General features: G+C 71.2%; 17 protein-coding genes. 5 read left to right on the top strand and 12 right to left on the bottom strand.

What is annotated here, in order from left to right:
• Positions 1-19 precede the first annotated feature (19 nt).
• Positions 20-970, top strand: a complete 951-nt coding sequence (locus ACFOYY_RS11970; protein ID WP_352009394.1) for a glucosyl-3-phosphoglycerate synthase — start codon at positions 20-22, stop codon at positions 968-970.
• A 22-nt stretch (positions 971-992) separates the two neighbouring features.
• Here the strand turns inward: ACFOYY_RS11970 and ACFOYY_RS11965 are convergent, their stop codons facing one another.
• From ACFOYY_RS11965 to ACFOYY_RS11955, 3 genes are all read right to left on the bottom strand, one after another.
• A complete protein-coding gene (locus ACFOYY_RS11965; protein WP_352009395.1) occupies positions 993-1,640 on the bottom strand; it encodes a hypothetical protein in 648 nt (215 codons plus the stop codon).
• Positions 1,641-1,683: 43 nt separating this feature from the next.
• Positions 1,684-2,265: a copper resistance CopC family protein gene (locus ACFOYY_RS11960; protein WP_386189807.1), complete on the bottom strand. Its 582-nt coding sequence runs from the start codon at positions 2,263-2,265 to the stop codon at positions 1,684-1,686.
• A 120-nt stretch (positions 2,266-2,385) separates the two neighbouring features.
• The gene (locus ACFOYY_RS11955) at positions 2,386-2,937 is read right to left on the bottom strand and encodes a hypothetical protein (RefSeq protein ID WP_362771875.1); all 552 of its coding nucleotides are present in this window, start codon (positions 2,935-2,937) and stop codon (positions 2,386-2,388) included.
• A gap of 74 nt (positions 2,938-3,011) precedes the next feature.
• Between ACFOYY_RS11955 and ACFOYY_RS11950 the strand changes: the two genes are divergently transcribed.
• Positions 3,012-4,175, top strand: a complete 1,164-nt coding sequence (locus ACFOYY_RS11950) for a methyltransferase (RefSeq protein ID WP_352009398.1) — start codon at positions 3,012-3,014, stop codon at positions 4,173-4,175.
• Here ACFOYY_RS11950 and ACFOYY_RS11945 read toward each other — a convergent pair.
• Positions 4,085-5,008 (bottom strand): glycerophosphodiester phosphodiesterase, encoded by a 924-nt coding sequence (locus ACFOYY_RS11945; protein WP_386189806.1) that lies wholly within the window; start codon positions 5,006-5,008, stop codon positions 4,085-4,087. The two genes, ACFOYY_RS11950 and ACFOYY_RS11945, sit on opposite strands and share 91 nt — an antisense overlap.
• Positions 5,009-5,153: 145 nt before the next feature.
• Positions 5,154-7,610: a M14 family zinc carboxypeptidase gene (locus tag ACFOYY_RS11940; protein ID WP_386189805.1), complete on the bottom strand. Its 2,457-nt coding sequence runs from the start codon at positions 7,608-7,610 to the stop codon at positions 5,154-5,156.
• Positions 7,611-8,612: 1,002 nt separating this feature from the next.
• Here ACFOYY_RS11940 and ACFOYY_RS11935 point away from each other — a divergent pair.
• Positions 8,613-9,041 (top strand): hypothetical protein, encoded by a 429-nt coding sequence (locus tag ACFOYY_RS11935; protein ID WP_386189804.1) that lies wholly within the window; start codon positions 8,613-8,615, stop codon positions 9,039-9,041.
• A gap of 12 nt (positions 9,042-9,053) precedes the next feature.
• Here ACFOYY_RS11935 and ACFOYY_RS11930 read toward each other — a convergent pair whose 3' ends face one another.
• A complete protein-coding gene (locus ACFOYY_RS11930; RefSeq protein WP_386189803.1) occupies positions 9,054-9,971 on the bottom strand; it encodes a LysR family transcriptional regulator in 918 nt (305 codons plus the stop codon).
• 73 nt (positions 9,972-10,044) lie between these two features.
• On the opposite strand from ACFOYY_RS11930, the gene ACFOYY_RS11925 reads away from it, so the two are divergent.
• On the top strand, positions 10,045-11,076 hold the full coding sequence (locus ACFOYY_RS11925; protein WP_386189802.1) for a DMT family transporter: 1,032 nt from the start codon (positions 10,045-10,047) through the stop codon (positions 11,074-11,076).
• An 88-nt stretch (positions 11,077-11,164) separates the two neighbouring features.
• Here the strand turns inward: ACFOYY_RS11925 and ACFOYY_RS11920 are convergent, their stop codons facing one another.
• A complete protein-coding gene (locus tag ACFOYY_RS11920) occupies positions 11,165-12,034 on the bottom strand; it encodes a class I SAM-dependent methyltransferase (protein WP_362916648.1) in 870 nt (289 codons plus the stop codon).
• 47 nt (positions 12,035-12,081) lie between these two features.
• Here ACFOYY_RS11920 and ACFOYY_RS11915 point away from each other — a divergent pair, with 47 nt between their 5' ends.
• The gene (locus tag ACFOYY_RS11915) at positions 12,082-12,657 is read left to right on the top strand and encodes a helix-turn-helix domain-containing protein (RefSeq protein WP_352009406.1); all 576 of its coding nucleotides are present in this window, start codon (positions 12,082-12,084) and stop codon (positions 12,655-12,657) included.
• Positions 12,658-12,715: 58 nt separating this feature from the next.
• Here the strand turns inward: ACFOYY_RS11915 and ACFOYY_RS11910 are convergent, their stop codons facing one another.
• The 5 genes from ACFOYY_RS11910 to ACFOYY_RS11890 all read right to left on the bottom strand — a co-directional run bounded on the left by ACFOYY_RS11910 (position 12,716) and on the right by ACFOYY_RS11890 (position 23,391).
• Entirely contained in the window at positions 12,716-13,822 is a 1,107-nt protein-coding gene (locus ACFOYY_RS11910) for a nucleotide disphospho-sugar-binding domain-containing protein (RefSeq protein ID WP_352009407.1), read from the bottom strand.
• A 168-nt stretch (positions 13,823-13,990) separates the two neighbouring features.
• Positions 13,991-14,932 (bottom strand): NADP-dependent oxidoreductase, encoded by a 942-nt coding sequence (locus ACFOYY_RS11905; protein ID WP_386189801.1) that lies wholly within the window; start codon positions 14,930-14,932, stop codon positions 13,991-13,993.
• 209 nt (positions 14,933-15,141) lie between these two features.
• Positions 15,142-16,740 (bottom strand): amidase, encoded by a 1,599-nt coding sequence (locus tag ACFOYY_RS11900; RefSeq protein ID WP_386189800.1) that lies wholly within the window; start codon positions 16,738-16,740, stop codon positions 15,142-15,144.
• A gap of 130 nt (positions 16,741-16,870) precedes the next feature.
• A complete protein-coding gene (locus tag ACFOYY_RS11895; RefSeq protein ID WP_352009410.1) occupies positions 16,871-17,293 on the bottom strand; it encodes a hypothetical protein in 423 nt (140 codons plus the stop codon).
• A 2-nt stretch (positions 17,294-17,295) separates the two neighbouring features.
• Positions 17,296-23,391, bottom strand: coding sequence for an RHS repeat-associated core domain-containing protein (locus ACFOYY_RS11890; RefSeq protein WP_386189799.1), 6,096 nt, complete (start codon positions 23,389-23,391; stop codon positions 17,296-17,298).
• Positions 23,392-23,695 lie beyond the last annotated feature (304 nt).

Here is a 23,695-nt window from a genome sequence, read left to right as displayed (position 1 = left end):
GTGCTGGGAAGGAAGGGCTGTGCTGCCTGAGGTGGAGGCATGGCTGGGCAGGCGCACCTCGTCGTCGGATGACTGGTCCCTGCCCTGGTTGCTCAAGGCCAAGGGGAACAGCACGATCAGTGTCGTGCTTCCCGCGCGTGACGAGGCCGAGACGGTCGGTGAGATCGTCACGGCGATCCGGCGCGACCTGGTCGAGAGGACCCCGCTCGTTGACGAGATCGTGGTCATCGACTCACGCTCCGTGGACGAGACCGCGGCGCGCGCCGCGCAGGCCGGGGCCAGGGTGGTCGCCCAGGACGAGATCCTGCCGGACCTGAAACCGCTGGACGGCAAGGGGGAGGCCCTGTGGAAGTCCCTCGCGGTGACCTCGGGCGACCTGCTGGTCTTCGTCGACGCCGACCTGCGTGAGTTCCGCACGTCGTTCGTGACCGGGCTGCTCGGCCCGCTGCTCGACGATCCCGGTGTGGTCTACGTCAAGGGCTGCTACGACCGGCCGCTGCAGAATGTGCAGAGCGGGGGCGGGCGGGTCACCGAGCTGGTCGCCAGGCCGCTGCTCAACCTGCACTGGCCGCTGCTGGCCGGATTCGTGCAGCCCCTGGCGGGTGAGTACGCCGGGCGGCGCTGCGTGCTTGAGCGGGTCCCCTTCGTCACCGGCTACGGAGTCGAGCTGGCGCTGCTGGTCGACCTGCTCGAACTCGTCGGCCTCGACGCCCTCGCCCAGGTGGACCTGGGCAGGCGTGTCCACTCCCACCAGTCGACCGAGGCGCTCGGCGGGATGGCCGCGCAGATCCTGCAGACCGCCTGGTCCCGCCTGGAACGGCACAACAAGATGGTCTCGCTGCACACGCCCTCGCCCCGGCTGGCCCAGTTCCGCAGGGGGGCGCACGGCCACCAGGTGACCGTGCGCGACGTGGCCGTGGCCGAGCGGCCCCCGATGGCCACCGTCGAGGGACGGCGCCCGGCGAAGTGACCGGCCCGCGCGGGCGGCGGGGTTACGCGCCGCGCCGGTTGGCCAGCCGCCACCCGGCCAGCGCCAGTGCGGCCAGGACCAGCGCCCCGGCCACGTAGACCCACGGAGACGGCGAGGAGCCCCCGCCCGAGGAGGCGGCGGGGGCGGGGGTCACGGGGGTGGTGGTGACAGTGGGACGGGTGGGCGTGCCGAGCGCGGACAACAGGGCCGCGGGCAGCGGCTGCCCCTCGATCCCGTCGTCCGCGACCAGCGCCCCCGTCCCGGCGCGCACCCGGTGGTCGCCGTCGCACAGCGCCGTGTGCAGCGGCAGCCCCGGCTCGGTCGGGATCATGCCGCTCTTCCTGGAGGACGCGAACACCAGGTACCGGGCCCCCTGCTCGAAGTTGTAGCCGCAGGCCGCGCTGTCGGCGTTGGTCGTCACCTGGTACTCGGTCAGTGCCTGCCCCTTGTAGACCTGGTCGGCCCTGAAGGTGTAGACGACCGGCGCCGGCACGGACGCGTCGGTCTTGGCCGGGCGGGAGGCGAGCACCGTCCCGGTGAAGACGACACTCGCGTTCCCCACCTGTTCCGTGGGTTGGAGCGGGGCGCAACTGCAGGCGCACGCGGTGCCGGGAAAGGCCACGATGGCGGCGGCCAGCAGGAGGAGGACGGTGACGACCCTGTTAATCATGTCCTCATCACGTATCCCGGCGCCCTGCGGTTCGCCCGCGGGCTCATTCCTCCGGCGTGGGGCGGTCGTGACGGGGCGTTCTGTACCAGACGACCGCGCCGATCGCCGCGAGTGCCGCCAGAGCGGCCCAGATCCACCAGGGGATGCCGCTCGGAGCCTCCTCACCCGCCGCGGCGGGTGCCGGTGAGGCCGAGACCTGGACCGCGGAGGCGGTGGGCGCGACGGATTCACCCGGTGCTGACGGCTCTCCGGAACCGGTCACGGTGAAGGGGATCTCGCCCTCGATGGGGTGGCCGTCCGAGGAGACGACCCGCCAGGCGATCACGTATCCACCCGGGGCCAGCGGCTGTGTCACGTCGGCGGTCACCTTCGGTCCCTCGGTGCGCGGCGTGCCCAGGGGCGCCTGTGTGTTGTCCGTCCGGCGCAGGACGACGGCGGGGAAGTGGACCCGGGAGCTGAAGACCAGCTCGATCCGCTCGGGGGAGGACACCTCGGCGTTCTTCGCCGGGGAACTGCTGCGCAGCTGGTCGTGGGCGAGCGCCGCGGGCGCGGTCAGGACGAGGAGGACCCCGCAGCCCGCGACCGCCAGGACCATTCTGCGCATGAACTGCGGCAGATATGCCATAACGGACTCCATGGAGACTTCCGGACGCGCGATCGGCGCGGCCGGGCAAGGCGGAAGGCACCCCCGGCAGGGGCACCCGATCACGGGGCGCGCCGGCCACCGGACCCGCCAGGGTCTCCCTCAGCCGGCGCGCGGAAGCGCGGGCGGCCCGCGCCTGCGCGGAACCGGGCAGGCCCACCCGCTCGGGAGGGGCACGGCCTCGACGAACGGCACGAGAACGGGAACGGCCGCGGGCGTCCAGGTGGCGGCGAGCACCGGAAGGATCGGGAGCCGCGCGCCGTACACGCGGATCATGAGCCACAGGGCGCTCTCGCCGCGCCACAGCCACCAGCCGGTCAGCAGCGCCGCCGCGAGGTGGACCGCCGTCATGCCGGGCCGGGCGTGCCCGTGGGCCAGCGGGATCACCGGGTACGGCACGGGCGCGGCCCGGCTGAACAGCTCGTGCAGCAGGACCTGTACGCCCACGCTCGCGGGAAGCACGACCTGCGGGCCGCGCTCGTGCCCGTTGAGGGCGTAGCCGAGGCAGAGGGCGACGATCCCCCCGAGGACGGCCGTGTACGGCGGCACCGCCCCGCCCCCGGCCAGGGCGTGGCCACCGCCGGAGACCACGAGGCACAACGTCGCGAAGACGAGTGCCCGCGGCAGACGGAGCGCTGACGCCACTGGGGCCATGACCGTCATCCTGTCAGCCGGGTCAGGCCCCGAGAAGACCGGGGGACGTCGCCGCTGGGCTAGCCTGAGGCGCGATGAACCGTTTGACGACCTCAAGGGGCGAGTTCGAACTCGCCCGTTTCCCCGAGCACTCCCGGCAGGAGCTACGCGCCTGGGACGCCGCCGACGAGTATCTCCTGCGGCACCTCGAAGGGGCGGACGGCGAGCCGGTCGCCCTGTCCGGCACGGTGGTCGTGTCCGGTGACCGGTGGGGAGCCCTGGCCACCGCGCTGGCCGCCCACCGGCCCGCGCCCGTGCAGATCACCGACTCCTTCCTCACTCAGGAGGCGACCCGGGCGAACCTCGCCCGCAACGGGATCGATCAGGACGCCGTCCGGCTCCTGTCGACCGGGGACACGCCCCCGGAGCGGATCGACGTGCTGCTGGTCAGGGTGCCCAAGAGCCTGGCACTCCTGGAGGACCAGCTGTGCCGTCTGGCCCCGGCCGTGCACCCGGGCACCGTCGTCGTCGGCGCCGGGATGGTCACCGAGATCCACACCTCGACGCTGCGGCTGTTCGAGCGCGTCCTCGGGCCGACCAGGACGTCGCTGGCGGTCAGGAAGGCACGGCTGATCTTCTGCACGCCGGAGCCGCGCCCGGCCCCGGCCGTCAACCCCTGGCCGCTGAGCTACACGCTGCCCGGCGACGTCGGAGCGGTCTCCGGCCTGACCGTCGTCAACCACGCGGGCGTCTTCTGCGCCGACCGCCTCGACATCGGCACCAGGTTCTTCCTGAGGAACCTTCCCGGCCGCAAGGGGCCGGAGCACGTGGTCGACCTGGGTTGCGGCAACGGAGTCGTCGGCCTGGCCGTGGCGCTGGCCGACGAGGAGGCGCGGGTGACCTTCGTCGACGAGTCCCACCAGGCGGTCGCCTCGGCGCGGGCCACGTTCCTGGCCAACGACGTCCCCGCCCCGGACAGGGCGGAGTTCCTCGTCGGCGACTGCCTGTCCGGGACGCCCGCCGGATCGGTCGACCTGGTGCTGAACAACCCGCCCTTCCACAGCCACCGGGCGACGACCGACGAGACCGCCTGGCGGATGTTCACCGGCGCCCGCGCCGCACTGCGCCGCGGAGGTGAGCTGTGGGTCGTGGGAAACCGGCACCTCGGCTACCACGTGAAGCTGCGCAGGCTCTTCGGCAACTGCGAGGTCGTCGCGAGCGACCCGAAGTTCGTCGTCCTGCGGGCCGCCAAGCGCTGACGCCGTACCGGGCCGGTCCCGCACCGTCGCACGGCCCACGCCAGGTAGGCGGGTGTCTCGTCGGTGACGACGTGTTCGACGCCGTAGCCCGCCATGCGCCGCCACGCGGCGGGGTCGTTGGGGGTCCAGGCGTAGACGGCGACCCCGGCCCGCGCGTACGCGCGGGCCAGCTTTCCGGTGAGCCTGTCGTGACGGATTCCGACGAAGGCGAACCTCCTGGCCAGCGAGACCGGAGGGGCCGTCCTGGCCAGCAGGCCCCGGCGCGCGTGGATGGAGCGCACCGCCCGCAGCGTGTCCGGGGAGAACGACATCAGGCTCGCCCACCGGTAGGCGTTCAGCCGGTGGTACTCGCCGGAGAGGGAACGCAGGTCCGCCGCGTCCGGGACCTCCTTGAGGTCGAGCAGCGTCCGGCCGCCTGCCGCGCGCAGGAGCCGCAGCGCCTCGTCCAGCGTCGCGGGCCGCTCGCCGCCCAGGGTGCGCAGCGCGCGGAAACGGGACAGGGTCATGCCGGAGACCCGTCCCGTGCCCGTGGTCGTCCGGTCGACCGTGGCGTCGTGCATCAGCACCGGCTGGTGGTCCCTGGTGAAGTGGACGTCCAGCTCGACCTGTCCGGACCCCGCCGCCAGGGCGTCGCGGAAGGCCCTGAGGGTGTTCTCCGTGCCCGGCGGGCCGTACCCGCGGTGGGAGACGACGGCGGGCGCCGGACACCCGGCGGGCACCGGGGGGAGGGAGGCGGTTCGCTCACCGCCCCGGCCGAGCGTCACGACGGCCAGCGCGGCGAGCACCAGCGTCCCGCGCGCGAGCCTGACGGCGGCCGGGTTACCGGAGGACACGAGGGTGGATGTCGGACCGGGGAACAGGAAGCCGGGGAATGGTACACACAGTTATTGACTGTAACTGTGTGTCATCAATCCGCAAAGGGCCGGTCATGCCCGGTACGGCCGCCGGCCTGGGCCGGTGGCCGTACCGGGTCAACGGTCATCGGTCGCCGCGTACCTCGACCCGCTGCCTGCGGTAGTTCGCGCCCGGCCCGCCCGGGCGGTAGCCGCGCTCCACGTTGCCCGCGATGTCCACGGAGAACCAGTGCACCTCGGTCGTACGGTCGACCGTGATCCGCTGCGCCCCCTCACGCGTCCCAGCGGCGACGAGCTTGGGAGAGTTCAGCGTCGGCCTGCTGCCGTCCAGCGTGTAGTAGACGTTCGCGGGCTCGTCGGTGGTGAAGGTGAACGTGGCCGAGGCGCCGGTCCTGCCGGTCACCTTCAGCTCGGAGCCGGGACGCCGCCGGTCGCCCGAGTAGGCCCTGGCGACCTCCAGGATGGCGATCTGGCCGCTGGAGAACTCCATCGCCTCCTCGTGCCCCTCGGCGAACGGAGGCTGGAAGCCCACCGGCTGGAAGCGCTTGGTCGCCGGGTCGTAGAGGTCGGCGCCGACCTCGAAGTCCCAGCCGATGATGCCGCGGTTGTACCAGTGCTCGTCGGCGCTGTTGCCCGCCGCCGAGTACAGCACGTCGGGCACCGGCCCGGTACGGCCGGGCCAGATCGCGGTGCCACGCCTCTCCTGCACCGCGGACAGGATGTGCCGGGAGGACTCCCAGAAGTAGTTCTCCGTGCCCAGATCGGTCCGCGGCAGCGTCTCGCGACCGGCCTCCTTGTAGGCGCCGGGGGGCCACATGAAGTAGCCGCCGTAGGAGTGGGTGTTCATCGCGAACTTGATGTTGGGGTACTTCCTGGTGAGCCAGACCTGGTTGCGGTCCTCGGGCTCCGACAGCTCGGACGGGCCCGCGAACACGCCGCTGGTGCAGTCGGAGGAGGCCCCGAGGTAGCCGTCGAACATGGAGCCGACGGAGAAGTTGCGGTTCAGGTCGACGCCCCACGAGTTGCGCGAGGCCGGGTCGGCGGCCTTGGCCGGGCAGTGGTTGGTCATGTTCTTGCGCTGCATGTTGTAGTCGTAGAAGCTGTAGTGCCCGCCGTCCGGGTTGGACGTCGGCAGGATGAAGATGTCGAGGTCGTCGACGATCCTCCTGGTCCGCGGGTCGTGCGCGTAGTTGCGCAGCAGCCGTTCCGCCGTCTCCACGCAGACCAGCGGGGTCACCCACTCACGGGCGTGCTCCTGGCAGTAGAGGAAGACTCCGACCTTCGGACCGCCCCGTTTGGTGCCGACGCGCAGCGCCTTCATCTGGAACGGCTCACGTGAGACGCTCTGCGGCGCCTTCAGGCCGTCGGTCAGCCGGGTCGCGGGGGCCGCGGCGACCAGACCGCCGCCCTGGTCGCCCCGGTAGGTGGCGGCGGTCAGCAGCGCCGAGGCCGCGGTGTTCGCGTTGAGCGCGTCGACCACCTGACGGGCGGTGCTGGAGATCGCGCCGGAGGCGTCGGTGGCCAGGCCGACCACGACGTCCTTGCCGGTGACCGTGACGCTCAGCGGGGAGGAGGCGGCCTCGGGGCGGGTCAGGGCGAGGCTGACGTCGTTGCCGCCCTGCGAGCCGTACGCGGTCGAGGTCACGTAGAACGTGCTCGCCGCGCCCGTGCCGAACTGCGCCTGCGCGGCCCTGCGGTAGCCGTTCGTCTTGTACGGCAGGTCGATGATCTGGGTGATCCTGGGGAACTCGGCGGCCAGGGCGGTGATCCGGCCGGTGACCTCGGTCGGGTCCATGTAGTGGTCGACGAAGTCGGAGACGTAGTGCCCGCCGGGCGGTGTGCGCCGTTCGCCGAGCCACTTGGTGACCGGGACCGTGACCGAGCCGCCGCGGCTGCTCTTGATCGTCACCCGCGAGGGGGCCTGCGTCACCGGCAGCGGGTAGTCGAAGCGGTGGTACATGTACTGTCCGGCGTCGGTGAGGCGTGACAGCGTGGCCGTTCCGCCCGAGTCGGGGGGAGTGCCCCGCCCCGAGTCCCAGGTGGCCGTGAGCACGGTCTCGGCGTCGGTCGCGCTCGACTTGACCTCGACCGAGAGGAACCGCCGGTCGTCGGTGCTGGTGAACCACTCCGCGCGCAGCGGGGTCAGGGTGTCGTTCTGCTGCGCGGCGGTGACCGCGGCCGACATCGCGGTCCGCCGTTCCGCCTGGTTCGCCGCGAAAGCGGCCTGGCCGGGCACGGCGTCACGGACGTCGAAGCCCTGCCCGCGCAGCTCCCGCGCCTCCTGGGGGCTGAGTACGGCGTGCACCTCGATCCCGTCGTCGACGGCCTTGCGGTACTCCGCGAGGTCGACGCCCAGGGCGTTGAGGCGGTCGACGGCCGCCTGGTCGGGGACGACGACCCGCAGCAGGGCAACCCCGTCCTGCGTGGTGCTCGGCTGCCGGTCGGGGACCACCTCGCCGCCGGACAGGGCCGGGGGAGGGGGGCTGGCGAGCACCGGGGTGGCGCCGAGCGCCAGGACGACGGGCAGGACGAACGCGGCCACGACGCGGCCGCTCCCTCTGCCGTTGAGAGAATTTCTCATGCGAGATTCCTCCAGTTGGTGCGCTCGGCCGAGTAGGGGGTGTCACGGAATGAGCACACAATCGGAGGGAAATTTTGATCGATAAGATCATCTTCGTCAAGTCCCCCGGTTCGGACGGCGTAGGGTTATACGATTCCCATTCGATTGAAGTGAAATTTCATTATGTGTCGTTTGGATTGTGCTATCCGGGATGGCCTGGACGCCTGCGGCCATGGGCCTCGGGGGTGTGTGTTCGGGGGTGTGGCCAGGCCGTCCGGCGTTTTTTCTCGGGGCGTGGCCGGTCTTCGCTGGATTTCCCGGGATATGGGTCTTCGCTTTACGGATGAGCTCCTTCGTCGGAGAACGCGTGTTCCGGATGCCCAGAAAGGCCGTGTCGCCTCATGACCGCCGGGTGTGGAACACCGGGAAAACATGCTCTGTCATTTCCTTTGTCGGAACGTGGGGCCGTTGACCGCGTCCCTCCTGAGCTCCCCGGGCCGCCGTCGCGACGTGCTCGACTTCCGCGTCCTCGGCGCGGTTCCCCCACAGGGAGATCGCGATGCCGGGGGAGGCACGCCTGGCGCGGTCGTTGCGTACCACCCACATGAAGATCCGTTTCCGGATGTCGGGAGGGCCCCGCGTGACGCTTCCCCATAGGGGATGGTCCCGTCGGTCGTTCCGTGGACGTCGATGACCGAGATGACACGAGCGGGACCGCGGTCGTCGCCGGTACCGGGGCAGAAGGCCCGGCCACCGGTACGATCGCGGCGATCCGGACGGCCATGCGGCAGGCCGGAAGCCCGGTGAACCCGTCGCCGGTCGACACAGAGTCCGTTCTCCGGGATGTTCAGCGGGGTGGAGGTGAAGGTCCGGTACTCCAGCCGTGGAGCGTGATCGGGCAGGGCGGTGGTTTGCCCGCGGACAGGCCTGGTGACAGTGTTCGTTCCCATGCTTGTCGTGGCGCCGGGGTCGCTTCGGATTCCCGGAGCCGCGGACCCGGCAGGACGGAGGGACGAGGTCGACATGGCGGAGCCGGTTCCCGGGCAGGCGGCGGCCACGCCGGCTGATGTGGCGCGCGCCCGGGCCGAAATCGGGCCGAGCCTTCCGGCTCCGCTGGTGGCCCTGTGGAAGGTGAAGGACGGCCTGGCGACCGATGCCGGTGTGACCGTGTACCCGGCTGGGTGCGTCGGTGAACGCAACGCCACCTACGACGTCACGCGGTGCGCACCGGGTTTCGTCCTCATCGGCGACGACAGCGGTGGCCGCGGGTTTCTCCTGCGTGCCGGTGATCCGTGCTCCGCCGTGTTCTCGTCAGACCTGGGCGACCTGGGCCCCGAGGACTTCGAGGTCGAGGCCGTGGACCTCACGTCCTGGATCGAATCGCTCTGCCCTGACCTCTTCCGCTGTGGACCGCCCACGGTTTCCGGCCCGCGAACAACGCCGGACGGTTGACCCGACGGGCTTCTACAGGCCGAGTTTGCGCACCTGGTCCGTCACGGCTGTCAGGAGGGCGGTCAGCGCGGGAGTGGGCGGGGTGTCCCGGGTGACGGCGACCAGGCGGCGTCTGAGGGTGGTTCCTGCGATGTCCCGGATCGCGAGGGCGGGGTCGTCGCCGGGCAGGCTCAGGGTCGGCATGAGGGCGACGGCGGTCGCGGCGCGGACGAGTTCGAGTTGGACGTCGGCGTCGCTGGAGCGGTGCCGGATGTCGGGCTCGTAGCCGCCGAGGGCGCGGCAGGTCCCGACGACCATGGCGTGGTGACCGGTGCCCTCGGCCGAGGCGGCCCAGATGTCGGATCGCAGGTCGGTGAGCGCCACGGGTCTCCCGGGCCGGGCGAGCCGATGCGCGGCCGGCAGCACGATCTTCAGGTGTTCTTCGAGCAGAAGCGTGAAGCGGAGCCCGGCCGGGCGAGGGCGGGGGTGGCTGTCGTACTCGTCGCCGATGACGAGGTCGACCGCGCCCAGGCGTAGACCTGGCAGGGACTGTTCGAGCTCCAGCTCGAAGATCTCCACGCGAACCTGCGGGTGGTCCGCCTTCATGCGGGCCACCGCCGGGATGAGGAGGCGGCGGGCCGCCGATTGCAGGCCGCCGGCGCGGACAGTGCCCCGGATGACGCCGCTGAGGGTGGCAAGGTCGGCCTCCGCAGCCTCGGCGGCCGAAAGCAACACCCGCGCGTGCTGGGCGAGCAGGCGTCCGGCGTCGGTAAGCCGCACACCGCGCCCGGCCTTGTCGAGCAGCCGGGCGCCGGTTTCCCTCTCCAGCAGGGCGAGCTGCTGGGAGACCGTGGAGGGGCTGTAGCCAAGGGCCGCGGCGACCGCGGCCAGGGTGCCTCGTTCCTCGAACTCCCGCAGAAAGCGCAGCCGTCGAAGGTCCAGCTCGATCATTCGGAAACCCTAACGGGTCACCTCCAGGAATCATCGCTGGACCCGATGGGTCAGGTGTCCAATCCTTGGGCGCATGGGTGCAGCACTGTGTCTTCTGTCCGCGGCCTGCTTCGGCGCCATGGCGATCTTCGGCAAGCTCGCCTACGACGCCGGTGTCTCCCCCGGGGCGCTGCTGCTGGTGCGCTTCGCCCTGGCCGCCGTCCTGCTCGGGATCGTCCTGCTGGTACGGCCGGGGCTGCGCCGCGCCGCCTCCGGTTCCCCCCGGGGTGAGGCGGCCGGTCGGCCGGCGATGACGCGCGGCAGGGTGACGGCCGTCGCCGTCGGCCTGGGTGCCGTCGGGTACGCCACGCAGGCGAGTCTGTTCTTCTCCGCGCTGCGGCTGATGGACGCGTCCCTGCTGGCTCTGATCCTCTACACCTACCCGGTCATGGTCACCGTGGTGGCGGTGCTGCTCGGCCGTGACCGGCTCACCCCCGCACGCGGAGCGGCGCTGGCGGCCGCCTCGGGCGGAACGCTTCTGGTCCTGCTCGGCGCCGGCGGCGTGAGCTTCCACCCGCTCGGGGCGCTGCTGGCCTTCACCTCCGCGATCACCTACACCGTCTACATCCTCGTCGCCGACACCGTCGTGCACCGACTGGCACCGGTGGCGCTGTCCGCGCTGGTGATGACCGGTGCGGCCGGCACCCTCGGCGCCCGCGCCCTGCTCACCGGCGGCGTCGATCTCCGTTTCGGGGCGCCGGGATGGCTCTGGCTGGCCTGCATCGCCGTGGTCTCCACCGTCGTGGCGATGCTGACCTTCTTCGCCGGGCTCAGGCGCACCGGCCCGTCGACCGCCGCCATCATGTCCACCTTCGAGCCCGTCGTCACCGCCGCGCTGGCCACTGTCTTCCTCGGCGAGTCCCTGACCCCGGTGCAGCTCGCCGGCGGCGCGCTGGTGTTGTCGTCCGTGGCGGTCCTCCAACTCCGGCGCGCCGGTGCCCGCACGAACCCCTCGCCCGCGGCGGTCCGGCGGGCAGGACCCGTCCGACGCCCTGGGAGTGCCGGACCGTCTCCTGGTGCCGAGCTACATGCGCGTCCCGTGCGATGCGGGCCCGATCACCCCTGATCACCTCGACGGGCCGGTCGACCGGTTGCCCGCCTGATCCGGTCCGGCGCGACCACACAGCCGTCCGGGCGGTCGTCCGGCCCGCCGGTCACGGCCTTCTGGCCAGCCACACGGTCCTCGTGGTACGGACGGTGAGGTCCGTCCGCCGCAGCACGCACTCCGGGCCGTCGCCGTCGAGGAGAACGTCGAGCGCGGCCAGGTCGTCGGCGTCCAGCAGGTTCTCGACGCCGGAGCGGACGCGCCGCAGGGTCGCCAGGGCGTAGCGGCCCGTCGCGGCGGGCAGTGGCGGCCGCAGGTCGATGGCGAAGTTCCGCTCGGTCTCGACGGTGAACCCGGCCTCGGCCAGCGGCGCCCCCCAGTCGGATCCCAGGAGCGGCATGTGCTCGGCGCGCATCTCCGCCAGGAGGGCGTGACAGCGCGCCTCAAGCCCGGGACGGCCGACGCCCTGGTCGTCGGGCAGGAAACGCGGCATCGGCAGGGAGTCCATTTCGAGTACGGCCAGCAGCCCTCCGGGTCTGAGGGCCGCGTGGACGTCGGCCAGGACGCGGCCGGGGTCCGCCATGTGGTGCATGGAGGCCGAGGCCCAGACCAGGTCGACGGCGCCGACGGACGGCCAGGCGGTGTCCAGGTCCGCCTGGACGGTGCGGACCCGCCGGTCGAGGCCGAGGGCGCGGGCCCGGTCCGTGAGGCGGCGCAGCATGTGCTCGTCCTGGTCGAGGGCGATCCCCTCGGCCTCCCCGAACCGCGCGAGCAGCGTCAGGACGCCGGTTCCCGTACCACTGCCCAGGTCGAGGATCGTACGGGGCGGCGAGTCCGCGGCCAGCCCGGCGATCAGGTCCGTCACCTCGGCCAGGTGGGCGTGCAGGACCTCCGCGTCCAGATCGAGCAGCTCGGCCATGCCCGAGCCGTCGTGGTCGGCGGTGGCGTGGTGATGATGGTGGTGGTGAGGGTTTCCCATGAGGGAACCCTACGAGGAGTTTGCGTCGATGACATACTATCTTGCGTATGAAGCAAGACGGTGATCTCGACAGCGTGGTGCGCGGGCGGATCAGAGGGTTGCGCGTGGCCAGGGGCTGGTCGCTCGACGACCTGGCGGGCCGCTGCTACCTGAGCCCCTCGACCCTGAGCCGCATCGAGACCGGCCACCGGCGCATCAGCCTCGACCAGCTCAGCGCGATCGCCCGGGCCCTGGGCACCACCATCGACCAGCTCGTCGAGCCCGTGGGCGACGAGGACGTGGTGATCAGGCCGAGGCACGACGAGGCGCGGGGGCTGACCACCTGGATGCTGGGCGGGCGCGACGGGCCGCACGGGGTGACCGTCGCGAAGATGCGCGTCACCAAGCCCGTACGGCGCGGCGTCGACGAGCTGAAGGTCCACCCCGGCAGAGACTGGTTCACCGTCCTGTCCGGAACCCTCACGCTGCTGCTGGGGGAGCGGACCATCAGGGTCGAGGCCGGGCAGGCGGCCGAGTTCTCCACCATGATCCCGCACGCCTTCGGGGCCGAGGACGGCCCGGCGGAGATCCTGTGCGTCCTCGACCACGAGGGACAGCGCACCCACCTGTGGCAGCTGCCCTGACCGGCCCGGCCGTACCCGTGACATGAGGTCCGGGGTAGGGCCGGGCCGGCCCGCGGCGTCACACCACGGCGGGCCTGAGCGCGTCCGGGGTGTACAGCGCCGCCAGTTCGGCGGCGATCTCGGCCGGTGTGGGCAGCGCCTCGATCTCGGCCCTGACCTCGTGCGCCGTCGCGCGCAGCGCCTCGTCGGTCAGCAGGCGCTCGATCAGCGGCACCTGCAGGTCACCGATCAGTGTGGTGAGCGCGCTGCCCCTGGCGGCCAGCGTCTCGGCGTTGATGTGCCGGTCGGCCCCGTTGGGCAGGATGAGCTGCGGAACGCCCAGCGCGGAGCAGGTCAGCGTGGTGCCCGCGCCGCCGTGGTGGATGGCCGCCGCGCTGCCGCGCAGCAGAGCCCCGAGCGGCACCCAGCCGGTCACCCGGACGTTCGGCGGCAGGGGCGTGGACCACGAGGTCTCGCCGGAGCCCGTGGCGATCACGAACTCCGCGTCCACCGCCTCGGCCGCCTCGATGATCGGGGCGAACTCGCCGAGCCCGTGGGTCTCGGGAACCACCGTGCCCAGGGTGACCGCGACCCGGGGCCGGTCGCCCTCGTCGAGCAGCCACTCGGGCAGCAGCCCGCCGCCGTTGTAGGGCGTGTAACGCATCGACCACCGGGGCCGGGGTCCGATCACCAGGGAGGACGGGACGACGCCGATCGTCTCGACGCCCTTGGGCACCGTGACGCCGTGGCGCAGGAACGCCTCGTTCGCGGGCGCCCGATCGAAGACCTCGGGCTCGAATCCGCCGACCCCGTAGTTGTGCGCGACACACGGCACGCCCAGCTTGGCGGCGGCCACCGGCCCCGCGGTGAAGATCGGGTCGTAGACGATCAGGTCAGGGCGCAGGCGCTCGGCGAGCCTGACGTGCCCGTCCACGTAGCCGTCCCACATCGCGACGACGAGCGGCTTGATCTGCTCCAGCTCCTCGGGACTGATGCCCTCCCGGGGCTGCTGGAGACGCTCGGCCGCGGGGCCCTCCTGGAAGTCGGCGATCATCCGCGCCGTGGTGAGGCCGGGTACGGCGTCCAGTGTGAGGAACCCGGCGTCGCGGACCGCGAGGGCGTCCCCGGCGGCGGCGAAGGTGACCTCGTGGCCGGCGAGGCGGAACGCCCACGCGAGCGGCACCATGGGAAACACATGCCCGATTCCCGGAGCAGGTACGAAAAGCACGTGCATTTCTGACAGGTCCCCTCTGTCGTTTGACACCCTGTTTTCTTGACCTTGCTCTTCCGGGGTCAAGTCAACCGAATCCCACGCGTGTTGATCAAGAGCCACCCGGGTGACTTCTCACGGGAGTCAGGGCACCAGGACGATCTTGCCGCGTCCGTGCCCCTCCTCGCTGAGCCGGTGCGCCCCCGCGGCGTCGGCCAGCGGGAGGACGGCGCGGACCGGCAGGGCGAGGGTCCCTGCCGCGTGCAGGGCCAGGGCCCGTGCCACGGCCTGGACACCGTGGCTCTCCCCCTCACCGCCCCCGGTGAAGCGCGTCCCGGTCTCGACGGCCTCCGGCACGCTCACGATGCCGACGATCCGCTCGGGGCCACCGAGGAGGCCGACCGAACCGGCCAGCGCGCCCCCGGCCGCGTCCAGCACGGCGTCCACCCCCTGGGGCGCCACCTCACGAACCCGGTCGAACACCCCCTCTCCATAGGAGACAGGAACCGCGCCGAGCTCACGCAGGTAATCGTGGTTCGCCGCGCCGGCCGTACCGACGACACGGGCGCCGGACGCGACCGCGAACTGCACCACCAGGCCGCCGACGCCGCCGGCGGCCCCGTGGACCAGCAGGGTCTCCCCCGCACCGACCTTGAGGAGGTCCAGCACCCGGTTGGCCGTCTCCGCCGAGGTGTACAGCCCGGAGGCGGCCTCCCAGGACAGGCCGGCCGGTTTGGCGGAGAGCTGGGCGGCGTCGGCGAGGGCGTACTCGGCGTACCCGCCCGCGACCGGGCCGAGGACCTCGTCCCCGGCCGCCCAGGCGCTCACGCCCTCGCCGACCGCCACCACCTCACCGGCCGCCTCGCCTCCCGGCGTGTACGGCAGGTCGACCGGCAGGAACTCCTTGAGCAGTCCGGCCCGGATCTTCCAGTCGACCGGGTTGACCCCGGCGGCGCGTACCCGCAGCAGCACCTGGCCGGGACCGGGGGAGGGGACGGGCACCTCGGCGAGCCGCAGTTCCTCGGCGCCGCCGTAGGAGGAGACGACGACGGCCCTGCCGACGGTGGGGAAGGACGAAGAGGACATGACACTCCTTGAGCCTTGATCGGGGTGCGCGGGCGGTGCGCCCGCGCACCGGGACACGGCCGAAACGGTCTCATCCCCCGAGACGGACGAGAAGCGGAGTGTTTTCCCTAGGATCGAAAATCCTAGTCTCAGAGTCGGGATTTCCGGAGGGCACCCCACGGGCGGAGACCCGTCCGCGGGGTGCGGCCGTCAGCCGGAAAGGGCCCCGGTCAGGGCAGCGTCCGCAGGTAGGTCGGCGGCTTGCGCACCTGGCTCGCCTGCTCGAACGCGTAGCTGATGGCGATCAGCGTCGGCTCGGAGAAACGGCCGCCGAAGAACGTCACGCCGAGCGGCAGCACGTCCTTGGCGTATCCACCGGGGACCGTGACCGCCGGGTAGCCCGCCATGGCCGAGGGCGAGGAGGTGGCGACGAAGTCGGTGAAGTCGTCACCCTTGGTCAGATTGGTCACCCAGGCCCCGTTGTTGGTCGGGGCGAGCACCGCGTCGAGCCGGTTGGCGGAGATCACGGAGTTGATCGCGTCACGGGAGAGCGAGGTCGCCTTCTCCCTCGCGGCGCGGTACTCGAAGTCGTTCAGGTCGCCGCTGGTCGCCTGCGCCTGCTCGAACAGCTCCTGCCCGAAGTAGCGGAGTTCGGTCGAGGCGTGCTTCTTGTTGAACTCGATCAGCCCGGCCAGGTCCGCCGGGTGCTTCCCGGGGGCCTCGGCCAGATAGGCGTTGACGTCGTGCTTGAACTCGTTCGTCAGAGCCGGGAACTCCTGCTCGGCCGCCTCGTCCGTCCCCGTCAGTTCGAGGTTGTCGACCACGGTCGCGCCGCGTGCCCTGAGCGTGGCGATGGTGGCGTCCAGGGCGGCGACCACCTCCCGCTTGTTCCCCGCGGCCGAACGCCAGACGCCGATGCGCTTGCCGGCGAGCGCGTCCGGCCGCAGCGCCTTGAGGTAGTCACGGTTGCCGCCCGGCACGGTGGCCGGATCGCGCGGGTCAACCCCCTGGATGACGGAGAGCACGGCGGCCGCGTCGGTGACGTTCCTGGTGAGCGGGCCCGCGGTGTCCTGGGCCAGGGAGAGCGGCACCACTCCGGCGCGGCTGACCAGGCCGACCGTCGGTTTGACCCCGACGACGCCGTTGATGCCGGCCGGGCAGACGATCGAGCCGTCGGTCTCGGTGCCGATGGTGACCGCGGCCAGGCTCGCGGCGGCGGCGACCCCGGAACCGCTGCTCGACCCGCAGGGGTTGCGGTCCAGGACGTAGGGGTTGTTGGTCTGGCCGCCGACCGCGCTCCACCCGCTTGAGGAGGCGCTGGAACGGAAGTTGGCCCATTCGGACAGGTTGGTCTTGCCGAGGATCACCGCGCCCGCCGCGCGCAGCCGCTGGACCAGGAAGGCGTCACGGGCCGGGCGGGAGCCGAGCAGCGCCAGCGAACCGGCGCTCGCGCGTCCGGTGGCGGCGATGTTGTCCTTGAGCAGGACGGGGATGCCCTCAAGGGGGCCGCGCGCGCCCTGGCGCCGCCGCAGGTCGCTCTGCTTGGCCTCCCGCAGCGCCGCGGGGTTGGTCGAGATGACCGCGTGCAGTAACGGGTCGACCGTACGGATCCGGTCGAGGTAGAAGCGGGTGAGCGCCACCGAGTCGAAGCGCTTCTGGTTCATGGCGCGCTGCATGTCCAGGACGGTCGCGCGGTCCAGGTCCAGGCCGCGCAGGACGGTGCTCGACGGGGGTACGGCCGCCTCGTGGGCGTGTGCCGGTGCGGCCACGGACAGCCCGGCGACGAGTGTCGCCGCCGCCAGCCATCGCGTGGAATGCGTGAAAGTCATGGACGACCAGCGTAGCGATCATGCTTTCTGAGGAAAATGTTTCCGGTTCATACTTTTGCCGGACAGGGGCCGCTGTGATGGGCTGACGGACCGCGGTCCGCGAGAGGAGGATCTCGCGGACCGCGACCTCTCAGAGACGGTGGACGGCTCCCCTGATCGACCCCTCAGCCGGTTCCTCGGCCAGGAGGGGGCTCGGCGAGCCGCCACCGACGAGCACCTCCGCCCAGAACACGAACCCCGCGACCACGTAGTCGGAGTTTCTGTCCGGGTCCAGGAGGAACATCCTCGCCTTTCCCCAGTTCTCTCCGACCCGGCGCTCCTCCGAGCGTGTCACCTCGGGATCGGCGACGGTGAGGCGCAAACCTGAGTGGAGGGCGGGCAGGGAGATCCGTGAGACGTCCTGGAACAGGACGTCGAACACTCTCGGTCTCTCCTCGCCCTCGGGGTCGCCGTCGAAGCCTCGCAGGAGCACCTTGCCGTGCCCCACCTCGATCGCCCAGGGCTTGAACCGCCCCGGCAGGACGAGCGGGAGCCGTCCGTTCTCGATCGACACGTTCATCCCACACCAGCCCAGTCGTTGAGCCTACGGTTCCAGCGGAAGAAGTTGACTTGATCCATGATGCCCGCAGCGTCCACCTGCAACAGCTCCCACTGGGTGTGCAGCAGGTCACGAGAGTTGGTGTTCTTGGCGATCTCCAGTGCCTTCGCGGGCCCACGGTTGGCGCCGGGGAGACCGTCCAGCATGAACGAGATCTCGCCCTCGCCGCGTCCGGCCCTGGCGATCGCCGACTGGACCTCGTCCCGCCACGTCGCGCTTGGCGCTCCGAGGAGATTGCGCGCGCCGACCTTCTCCGAGAACTCGTTCAGTTTGAAGTCACGTCTCCCGAGCGCCACATGGTCCTTGGGGCCGATGAAGTCGCAGCCGTCGTTGTGGACAAGGAGCGAGGTGCCGCCGGTGACCACGTGGTAGGTGTGGATGTCGGCGATGGTGAAGTTGTGGACGCGTTCGTGGGCGGTCCACTTCTTGAGCGCGGTGACCTGGACGTGGGTGCCCGCGCTGGTGCGCAGCCACATGCCGGGCTGGAGTTCGCCGGCCTTGAGCCACTTGCGTGCGCTCTCGACCCAGAACGGGTGGCCGTCGGTCGCCGCGATCTGGCCGGTGGCCGATCCCTTGTCGCCGTCGGTGTCGACGGTGACGCGGACCAGGTTCTTTTCGCCCTCGCCGACGATCAGTCGTACGACCGGTTTGGCCGTGGTCTGGCCGGTCTCCGGGTCGGTGGCGACGACCTGTTCGCCGAGGTCGACTTTTTCGATGGGTTTGACGGTGCCGTCGGCCATGAGCACGGATGTACCGGCGACGAAGCTGTTGCCGGGTTTGCAGCTCGGCCTGTCGAGACGAGGCCTCTCCGACGCGGCCTTGGGTTTCGTCTTGGCCTTGGCCTTGGCGGCGAGGGCTTTGGATCTCTCGGCCGCTTCGGCGGCGACCTTCTTGGCGTAGGCCTCGGCCGCCGCCTTGGCCGCCGCGGCCTTCTCCGCCGCCGCTCTGGCCGCCCTCGCGGCCGCGGCCTTGGCCGCCTCGGCCGCCTTTTCCGCGCCGCGCAGGATGGCCTTGGCCCACTTGAGTTCCTCGAAGAAGGCGAAGACGGCCTTGCCCGCCCGCCAGATCGCCTCGGCGATCTTCTTGGCCTTGAAGATCTTGCCCCAGGGCAGCGCCCCGATCACGGCCATCACACAGGAGCCGATGTCGCCGTTGAGGCAGTTGACGATGTCGTTGATCCCCATGATCTCCATGAGGATCTGGCCGCCCGCCTCCAGGATGACGTCCAGCACGCTCTTGTTCTGCAACTGCTGGGCCTTGGCGACGTCCTCGGGGCTGGGCCCGGACTCGGCCTCCTGGCCGGGGGCGGTACCGTTGCCGCCGCCGTCCGCCGCCGCGTTCACCATGCCGGTGGGGTCGGTGTAGACGAGGGGGTTGTTGGAGGCGTAGGTGTAGGCGGAGGTGGCGCCGACACCCGTGGGCATGGGATCGACGCTGCTGAACCGGCCCGTGCCGGGGTTGTAGTTGCGGGCGCGCAGGTAGTAGTTGCCGTCGCCGGTCGTGCTGTCCTGGTAGGCGCCGGTGAACCGCAGTGGGTTGTCCGGGCCCGCCGCGACGCTCCGTTCGGGCGCGCCGGCTCCGCTCCGCCCGGCGGCTCCGGCCCCTCCCGGTGGCGGGGTCGCCCGCCCGGCGGCTCCGGCGGTCAGGGTGGTGCCCGTGCGGGGGTTGCCGAACGGGTCGTAGTCGTAGCCCGCCTCGATCTGGCCGGTCGGCGAGACCATGTTGGCGACGCCGCCGAGCCAGTCGTGGGTGTAGGAGTGCGCGCCGCCGGTCAGCAGGGCCAGCGGCTCGTCCTCGGGGCCGTAGGTGAAGCCCTGCCTCTCGACGACGGCGCCGCCCGCGTTGACGGTGGTGTCCAGCGCGATCTGCGGCAGGGTGCCGTTGACGTCCCAGCTCCAGCGCTGGATCGCCGAGACGGTGCCACCGGCTCCAGCGCTGGTCGCCGACAGGCGCAGGCCGGTGGCGTCGTAGGCGAAGGTGGTGGAGTTGCCGTTGACGGTGGCCTTGGCGAGGCTGTTGTCGAGGTTGTACTCGAACCGGTCGGCGCCCGCGCGGATCTGGTTGCCGTTGACGTCGTAGGCGAAGTCGCGGGCGACGCTGGAGCCGGGCCGGGTCACGGTCTCGCGGGTCAGCTGGTCGGCCTCGTCGTAGGCGTAGACGGTGGTGTCGTTGCCCGCCGTACCGGTGCGTTTCTGGCTGAGACGGTTGCCGACCAGGTCGTAGGTGTAGTCGATCCGCCCGGCCATCTGCGAGCCGGTGGCGCAGCTCGTGGCCGAGTAACAGGCAGAGGTGACCCGGTCGACCGTGTCGTAGGCGTAGGAAACCGACTCGCTCGCGGTGCCGCGCGTGGTGACGACCTTGGTGGGGTTGCCGACCTGGTCCAGGGTGAGGTCGAAGGCCGAGACCGGATCGGCGTCGCCGTTCGCGGTGGCGATGCGGGTCAACCGTCCGGCGTCGTCGTAGGCCCGCCTCTCGGTCAGGCCCGTGCCGCCGGGCAGGGTGGTGCTGGTGCGCCGCCCTGCCACGTCGTAGCCGAAGCGCCACTCGGCGCCCGCGCCCGCGGTGCCGCCGGTCACCTTCTGCTCGGTCTGCCTGCCGTCACCGTCGTAGGCGAAGGTGACCGCGGTGCCGTCGGGATAGGTACGGGAGGTGATGTTGCCGCGCTCGTCGTAGCCGTAGGAGAAGGTCTCGTCGGCCTGGCCGGCGGTCTTGCGGGTCACCTTGAGGATCTGGTCCTCGTCGTCGTAGCCGACCTCCCGCACCCCGGTGGGGTCACCGTAGGAGGTGGTGCGGTCCTTGGCGTCGTAACCGAAGGTGTAGGCCGGCCCCTGCGAGCCCAGCGCCGTCCTGGTACGGCGGCTCAGGATGTCGTAGGTGTTGACGACGGTCCGCTTGAGGCGCTCCTCGGGGCTGACCCACTCGGGACCGTTGACGGTGATCGCGGTCAGCGGGTTGCTCTCGGCGTCGTAGGTGACCTCGACCCGCCGCGACAGCGGATCGGCCTTGGTGATCAGGCGTCCGGCGTCGTCGTAGGACATCCGGGTGTAGCGGCCCAGCGGGTCGCGCACCGACTCCAGCAGCCCGTCGGTGCTGTAGGTGTAGACGGTGGAGCGGGCCGTCGGGTCGTTCGGGTTGTAGGGCGTCTCCGGGGTGTGGACCGTGGCCGGGAGGTCGTCCTCCCGGTAGGTCCGGTAGGTGGTGCGTCCCTTGGCGTCGGTGACCGAGGTGACCCGGTTGCTCGCGTCGTAGACGGCGGCCGTGGTGTTGCCGAGCGGGTCGACGGACTTGACCTGGTTGCCCGCCTGGTCGTACTCGTAGCGGGTGGTGAAGCGGGCGGGGTCGGCGCCCTCGACGTTGCCCCGCGGTTCGGTGACGCCGGTCAGCAGGCCGTCGTCGTCGTATCTCCAGGTGGTCACGCCGCCCTCGGCGTTGGTCTCCTTGATCCGGTTGCCCGCCGCGTCGTACTCGGTGCGGGTGGTCTTGCCCGCCGGGTCCTTGATCTCGGTCTGCCGGCCGCTGCGGTCGTAACCCATGGTGGTCCTGCGGCCGAGCGCGTCGGTGGTGGAGGTGACCTGGCCGTTGTTGTCGCGTCCGAACGCCGACTGCTTGCCCAGCTCGTCGGTCCTGTTCGTGGTCCGGTCCAGAGCGTCGACCTTGATGTCGCGCTCGGTGAACCCGCCGCCGGGATAGGGGTGCCGTACCCGGATCGGGTTGTCGTCGGCGTCGTAGAAGTAGGTGGTGGTGAAGTCGGCCGGGTTGGCGCCCGGCTCGTTGCCGCGCGGCGAGGTGACGGTCTTGAGCAGGCCCTTGCCGTCGTAGCCGTAGGTGGTCGTGATGGGGGCCCTGGTACGCAGGAGCGCCTGCGTCGAGGCCCGCCGTCCGGCGTCGGTGTAGGTGTAGGTGGTGGTGCGCCGGGAGTCGTCGACCGTCTTGAGCAGGCCGTTGGCGAAGTAGAAGTAGTCGGTTGTGGCCTCGGTCGGGGTCTGCCTGCGCACCAGGCGGCCGGTCTCGTCGAACCCGCTGCGCCAGGCGCCGTTCTTGCCCGGCTCAAGGGTGCTGGTCACCCGGTCCTGGGCGTCGTAGGCGTAACGGGTGGTGTAGGCCGCCCGGTTGCCACCGGGTACGGTACCGCGCGGGTCGACCGTGGCGGTCTGACGCCCGGTGGCGTCGTAGACGACCTCGCCGCGCCGCCCGGCGGGGGAGATCGCCGCCTTGAGCAGTCCGGCGTTCGGGTCGCCCTGCGGCAGGTACTCGTAGTGGCTCACCTTGCCGCGCTGGTCGGTCGTCGAGGTCCGCAACCCGCGGGAGTCGTAGGTGTGCGTGACGGCGTGGCCCTCGGGGTCCTCGCTGCGCACCAGCTCGTTGAACTCGTTGTAGGTGTCCTTCCACACCTGGCCGTTGGCGTCGGTGTGGGTGGTGGGGTTGTTGCGCTCGTCGAACCGGGTCTTCTCGGAGAAGCCGAGCGGCTGGGGCGCCTTGGTCTGCAGGCGGTTGCCGTTGGCGTCGAAGGTCGCCTCGTGCTGGTGCTGCTTGCCGTTGACCACCAGGTCGCGGTTGAGCTCCCGGTCGTAGCGGTGGTTGTCGGAGTCGCCGGTGCCGCGCTGGGAGTACACCAGCGTGTTGCCCCGGTAGCCGTCCCAGAGCACCACCCCGTCGGGGTCGGTGGTGGTGGCCTCCTGTTTGGCGGCGTCCCAGGCGAAGGTGGTCTGCTTGCCCAGGCCGTCGCGCTGCGCGGTCACCCGGCCGTCGGTGCCGTAGTCGTTGGAGATGATCGCCACGTTGTGCGGGTCGACCACCTGCGACAGCAGGGTGGTGGCGTGGTAGCGGTACCTCCAGGTGAACCCGCGGGCGTCGATCACCGAGGTCAGGAGTCCGTCGGTGTAGAAGTAGTTCACGTTGCGGCCGTCGGGCAGTTTGATCTCCCGGATCAGGCCGCCCTCGATCCGCACCGAGACCACCCGGCCCGAGGCGTCGGTGATGTTGACCCCGAGCCCCTCGTAGGCCAGCCGTACCCCGACGTCACGGGCGTTGCGGATCGAGACGAGACGTCCCTGACCGTCGAAGCCGTAGCGCACCTGCCGTGGTGTGGTCAGCTCCCAGCCGTCCGCCGTTCCGCGCAGGGTGGAGCGCACGCCGGGCGGGCGCTTGTAGGCGCCGCCTGCGGCGGGGGTGTAGCGGGCCTGGGCGCCGTCCTCGGCGCGTACCACGGCCACGCCGTCCTCGCCCACGCTCACCCGCATGTCGTAGGACCAGGCCCAGCCGGGACCGAGAGGGCTCGCCCCCCGGTTCATCGAGGAGTAGGTGCGCGCCGAGACGAACTGCGGGCCGTAGGAGGCCATCGCCAGGTCGCGCTCGGTCCGCACGAAGGCACCCGTGCCGGTGTTGACGCCCAGCGCCCTGGAGGCCTGGCCCGCGGCGGTCAGCGCCAGCGCGTTGCCGCACCCACAGCCGGAGGCCTGCTCGTTCGGGACCGGCGGCGGGTCCACGGTCTCGCGCGGGACCGAGCGGTCCGACGGGGCGGAGACCACCTCGCGGCCGTCGTCGTAGACCGCGGCGACGGTGACGAAGTACTCCCTGCCGGTCTCCAGCGTCCAGCCGTCGGCGGCGCCGAAGGAACGGCAGAGGTCGCCCGCGCCGCCGCAGTAGGACCGTTGCAGGTCGGGGCGCTGAACCAGGGTGGAGGTCTGCTCGGTCTGCGACTGGGCGTCGTACAGCCGCACCCGCGCCGCCGTCCACGAGGGATCGGCCTGGCCGACGTTGAAGTAGGTCACCAGCGAGGTGTCGCCCAGCACGTAACCCGGACGCAGCGACAGATCGGTGAACCCGTCGTCCACGGCCTTTCTCGCGGTTTTTCCGGTGAGGGACGTCCAGCGTTCCCCGCTGACCCTGACCGGCTGGCCCGCGGCCTTCGCACCCAGGGGTACGACCGGAGGCCGTTCACCCGCTTTGAACGCCCTGTCCGGGCGTATCCCCCTGGGCAGGGGGCGTTCGACGGGGCCGGGACCGGGCCTGGCCTGCGGAACCGGTGGCGGCGCGGCAATCGCGGGAGGCACGTCCGGTACCGTGAGAAATGACGCGACGAGCGTCGAGACGACAAGTGGAATCAGAATTCGGGCATGACGAAGTCGACCGATGGCGGGCATTGCCCAAAACCTCCCCCGTGGAGGGACCGGCAGCGGAAGAATCAGCTATCCAGGTACGCCAACGAGGGAATCATTCGGCATTGTGCACTGCAATGGCTTTGTTTCGCCGATGACGTTTTGTTATAGAGCCCGAATTCGCTGCGCCGAGCAGGTCGTTAATGCGGGGAAAACGTGATCAACGGTTCCGGCCTGGTGCGATGCAATTCCGGGGATC

Origin of the sequence: Streptosporangium jomthongense (assembly GCF_042650425.1) — a bacterium.
Lineage (GTDB): Bacteria > Actinomycetota > Actinomycetes > Streptosporangiales > Streptosporangiaceae > Streptosporangium.
This window is presented reverse-complemented; position numbering and strand designations above follow the sequence as displayed.

What these genes read in the sequence shown, in the direction of transcription:
- ACFOYY_RS11900 (WP_386189800.1), bottom strand. Translation starts at nt 16,740, where the DNA reads ATGACTTTCACGCATTCCACGCGATGGCTGGCGGCGGCGACACTCGTC.
- ACFOYY_RS11965 (WP_352009395.1), bottom strand. Translation starts at nt 1,640, where the DNA reads ATGATTAACAGGGTCGTCACCGTCCTCCTCCTGCTGGCCGCCGCCATC.
- ACFOYY_RS11940 (WP_386189805.1), bottom strand. Translation starts at nt 7,610, where the DNA reads ATGAGAAATTCTCTCAACGGCAGAGGGAGCGGCCGCGTCGTGGCCGCG.
- ACFOYY_RS11960 (WP_386189807.1), bottom strand. Translation starts at nt 2,265, where the DNA reads ATGGCATATCTGCCGCAGTTCATGCGCAGAATGGTCCTGGCGGTCGCG.
- ACFOYY_RS11920 (WP_362916648.1), bottom strand. Translation starts at nt 12,034, where the DNA reads ATGGGAAACCCTCACCACCACCATCATCACCACGCCACCGCCGACCAC.
- ACFOYY_RS11955 (WP_362771875.1), bottom strand. Translation starts at nt 2,937, where the DNA reads ATGGCCCCAGTGGCGTCAGCGCTCCGTCTGCCGCGGGCACTCGTCTTC.
- ACFOYY_RS11930 (WP_386189803.1), bottom strand. Translation starts at nt 9,971, where the DNA reads ATGATCGAGCTGGACCTTCGACGGCTGCGCTTTCTGCGGGAGTTCGAG.
- ACFOYY_RS11950 (WP_352009398.1), top strand. Translation starts at nt 3,012, where the DNA reads ATGAACCGTTTGACGACCTCAAGGGGCGAGTTCGAACTCGCCCGTTTC.
- ACFOYY_RS11925 (WP_386189802.1), top strand. Translation starts at nt 10,045, where the DNA reads ATGGGTGCAGCACTGTGTCTTCTGTCCGCGGCCTGCTTCGGCGCCATG.
- ACFOYY_RS11915 (WP_352009406.1), top strand. Translation starts at nt 12,082, where the DNA reads ATGAAGCAAGACGGTGATCTCGACAGCGTGGTGCGCGGGCGGATCAGA.
- ACFOYY_RS11935 (WP_386189804.1), top strand. Translation starts at nt 8,613, where the DNA reads ATGGCGGAGCCGGTTCCCGGGCAGGCGGCGGCCACGCCGGCTGATGTG.
- ACFOYY_RS11905 (WP_386189801.1), bottom strand. Translation starts at nt 14,932, where the DNA reads ATGTCCTCTTCGTCCTTCCCCACCGTCGGCAGGGCCGTCGTCGTCTCC.
- ACFOYY_RS11910 (WP_352009407.1), bottom strand. Translation starts at nt 13,822, where the DNA reads ATGGTGCCGCTCGCGTGGGCGTTCCGCCTCGCCGGCCACGAGGTCACC.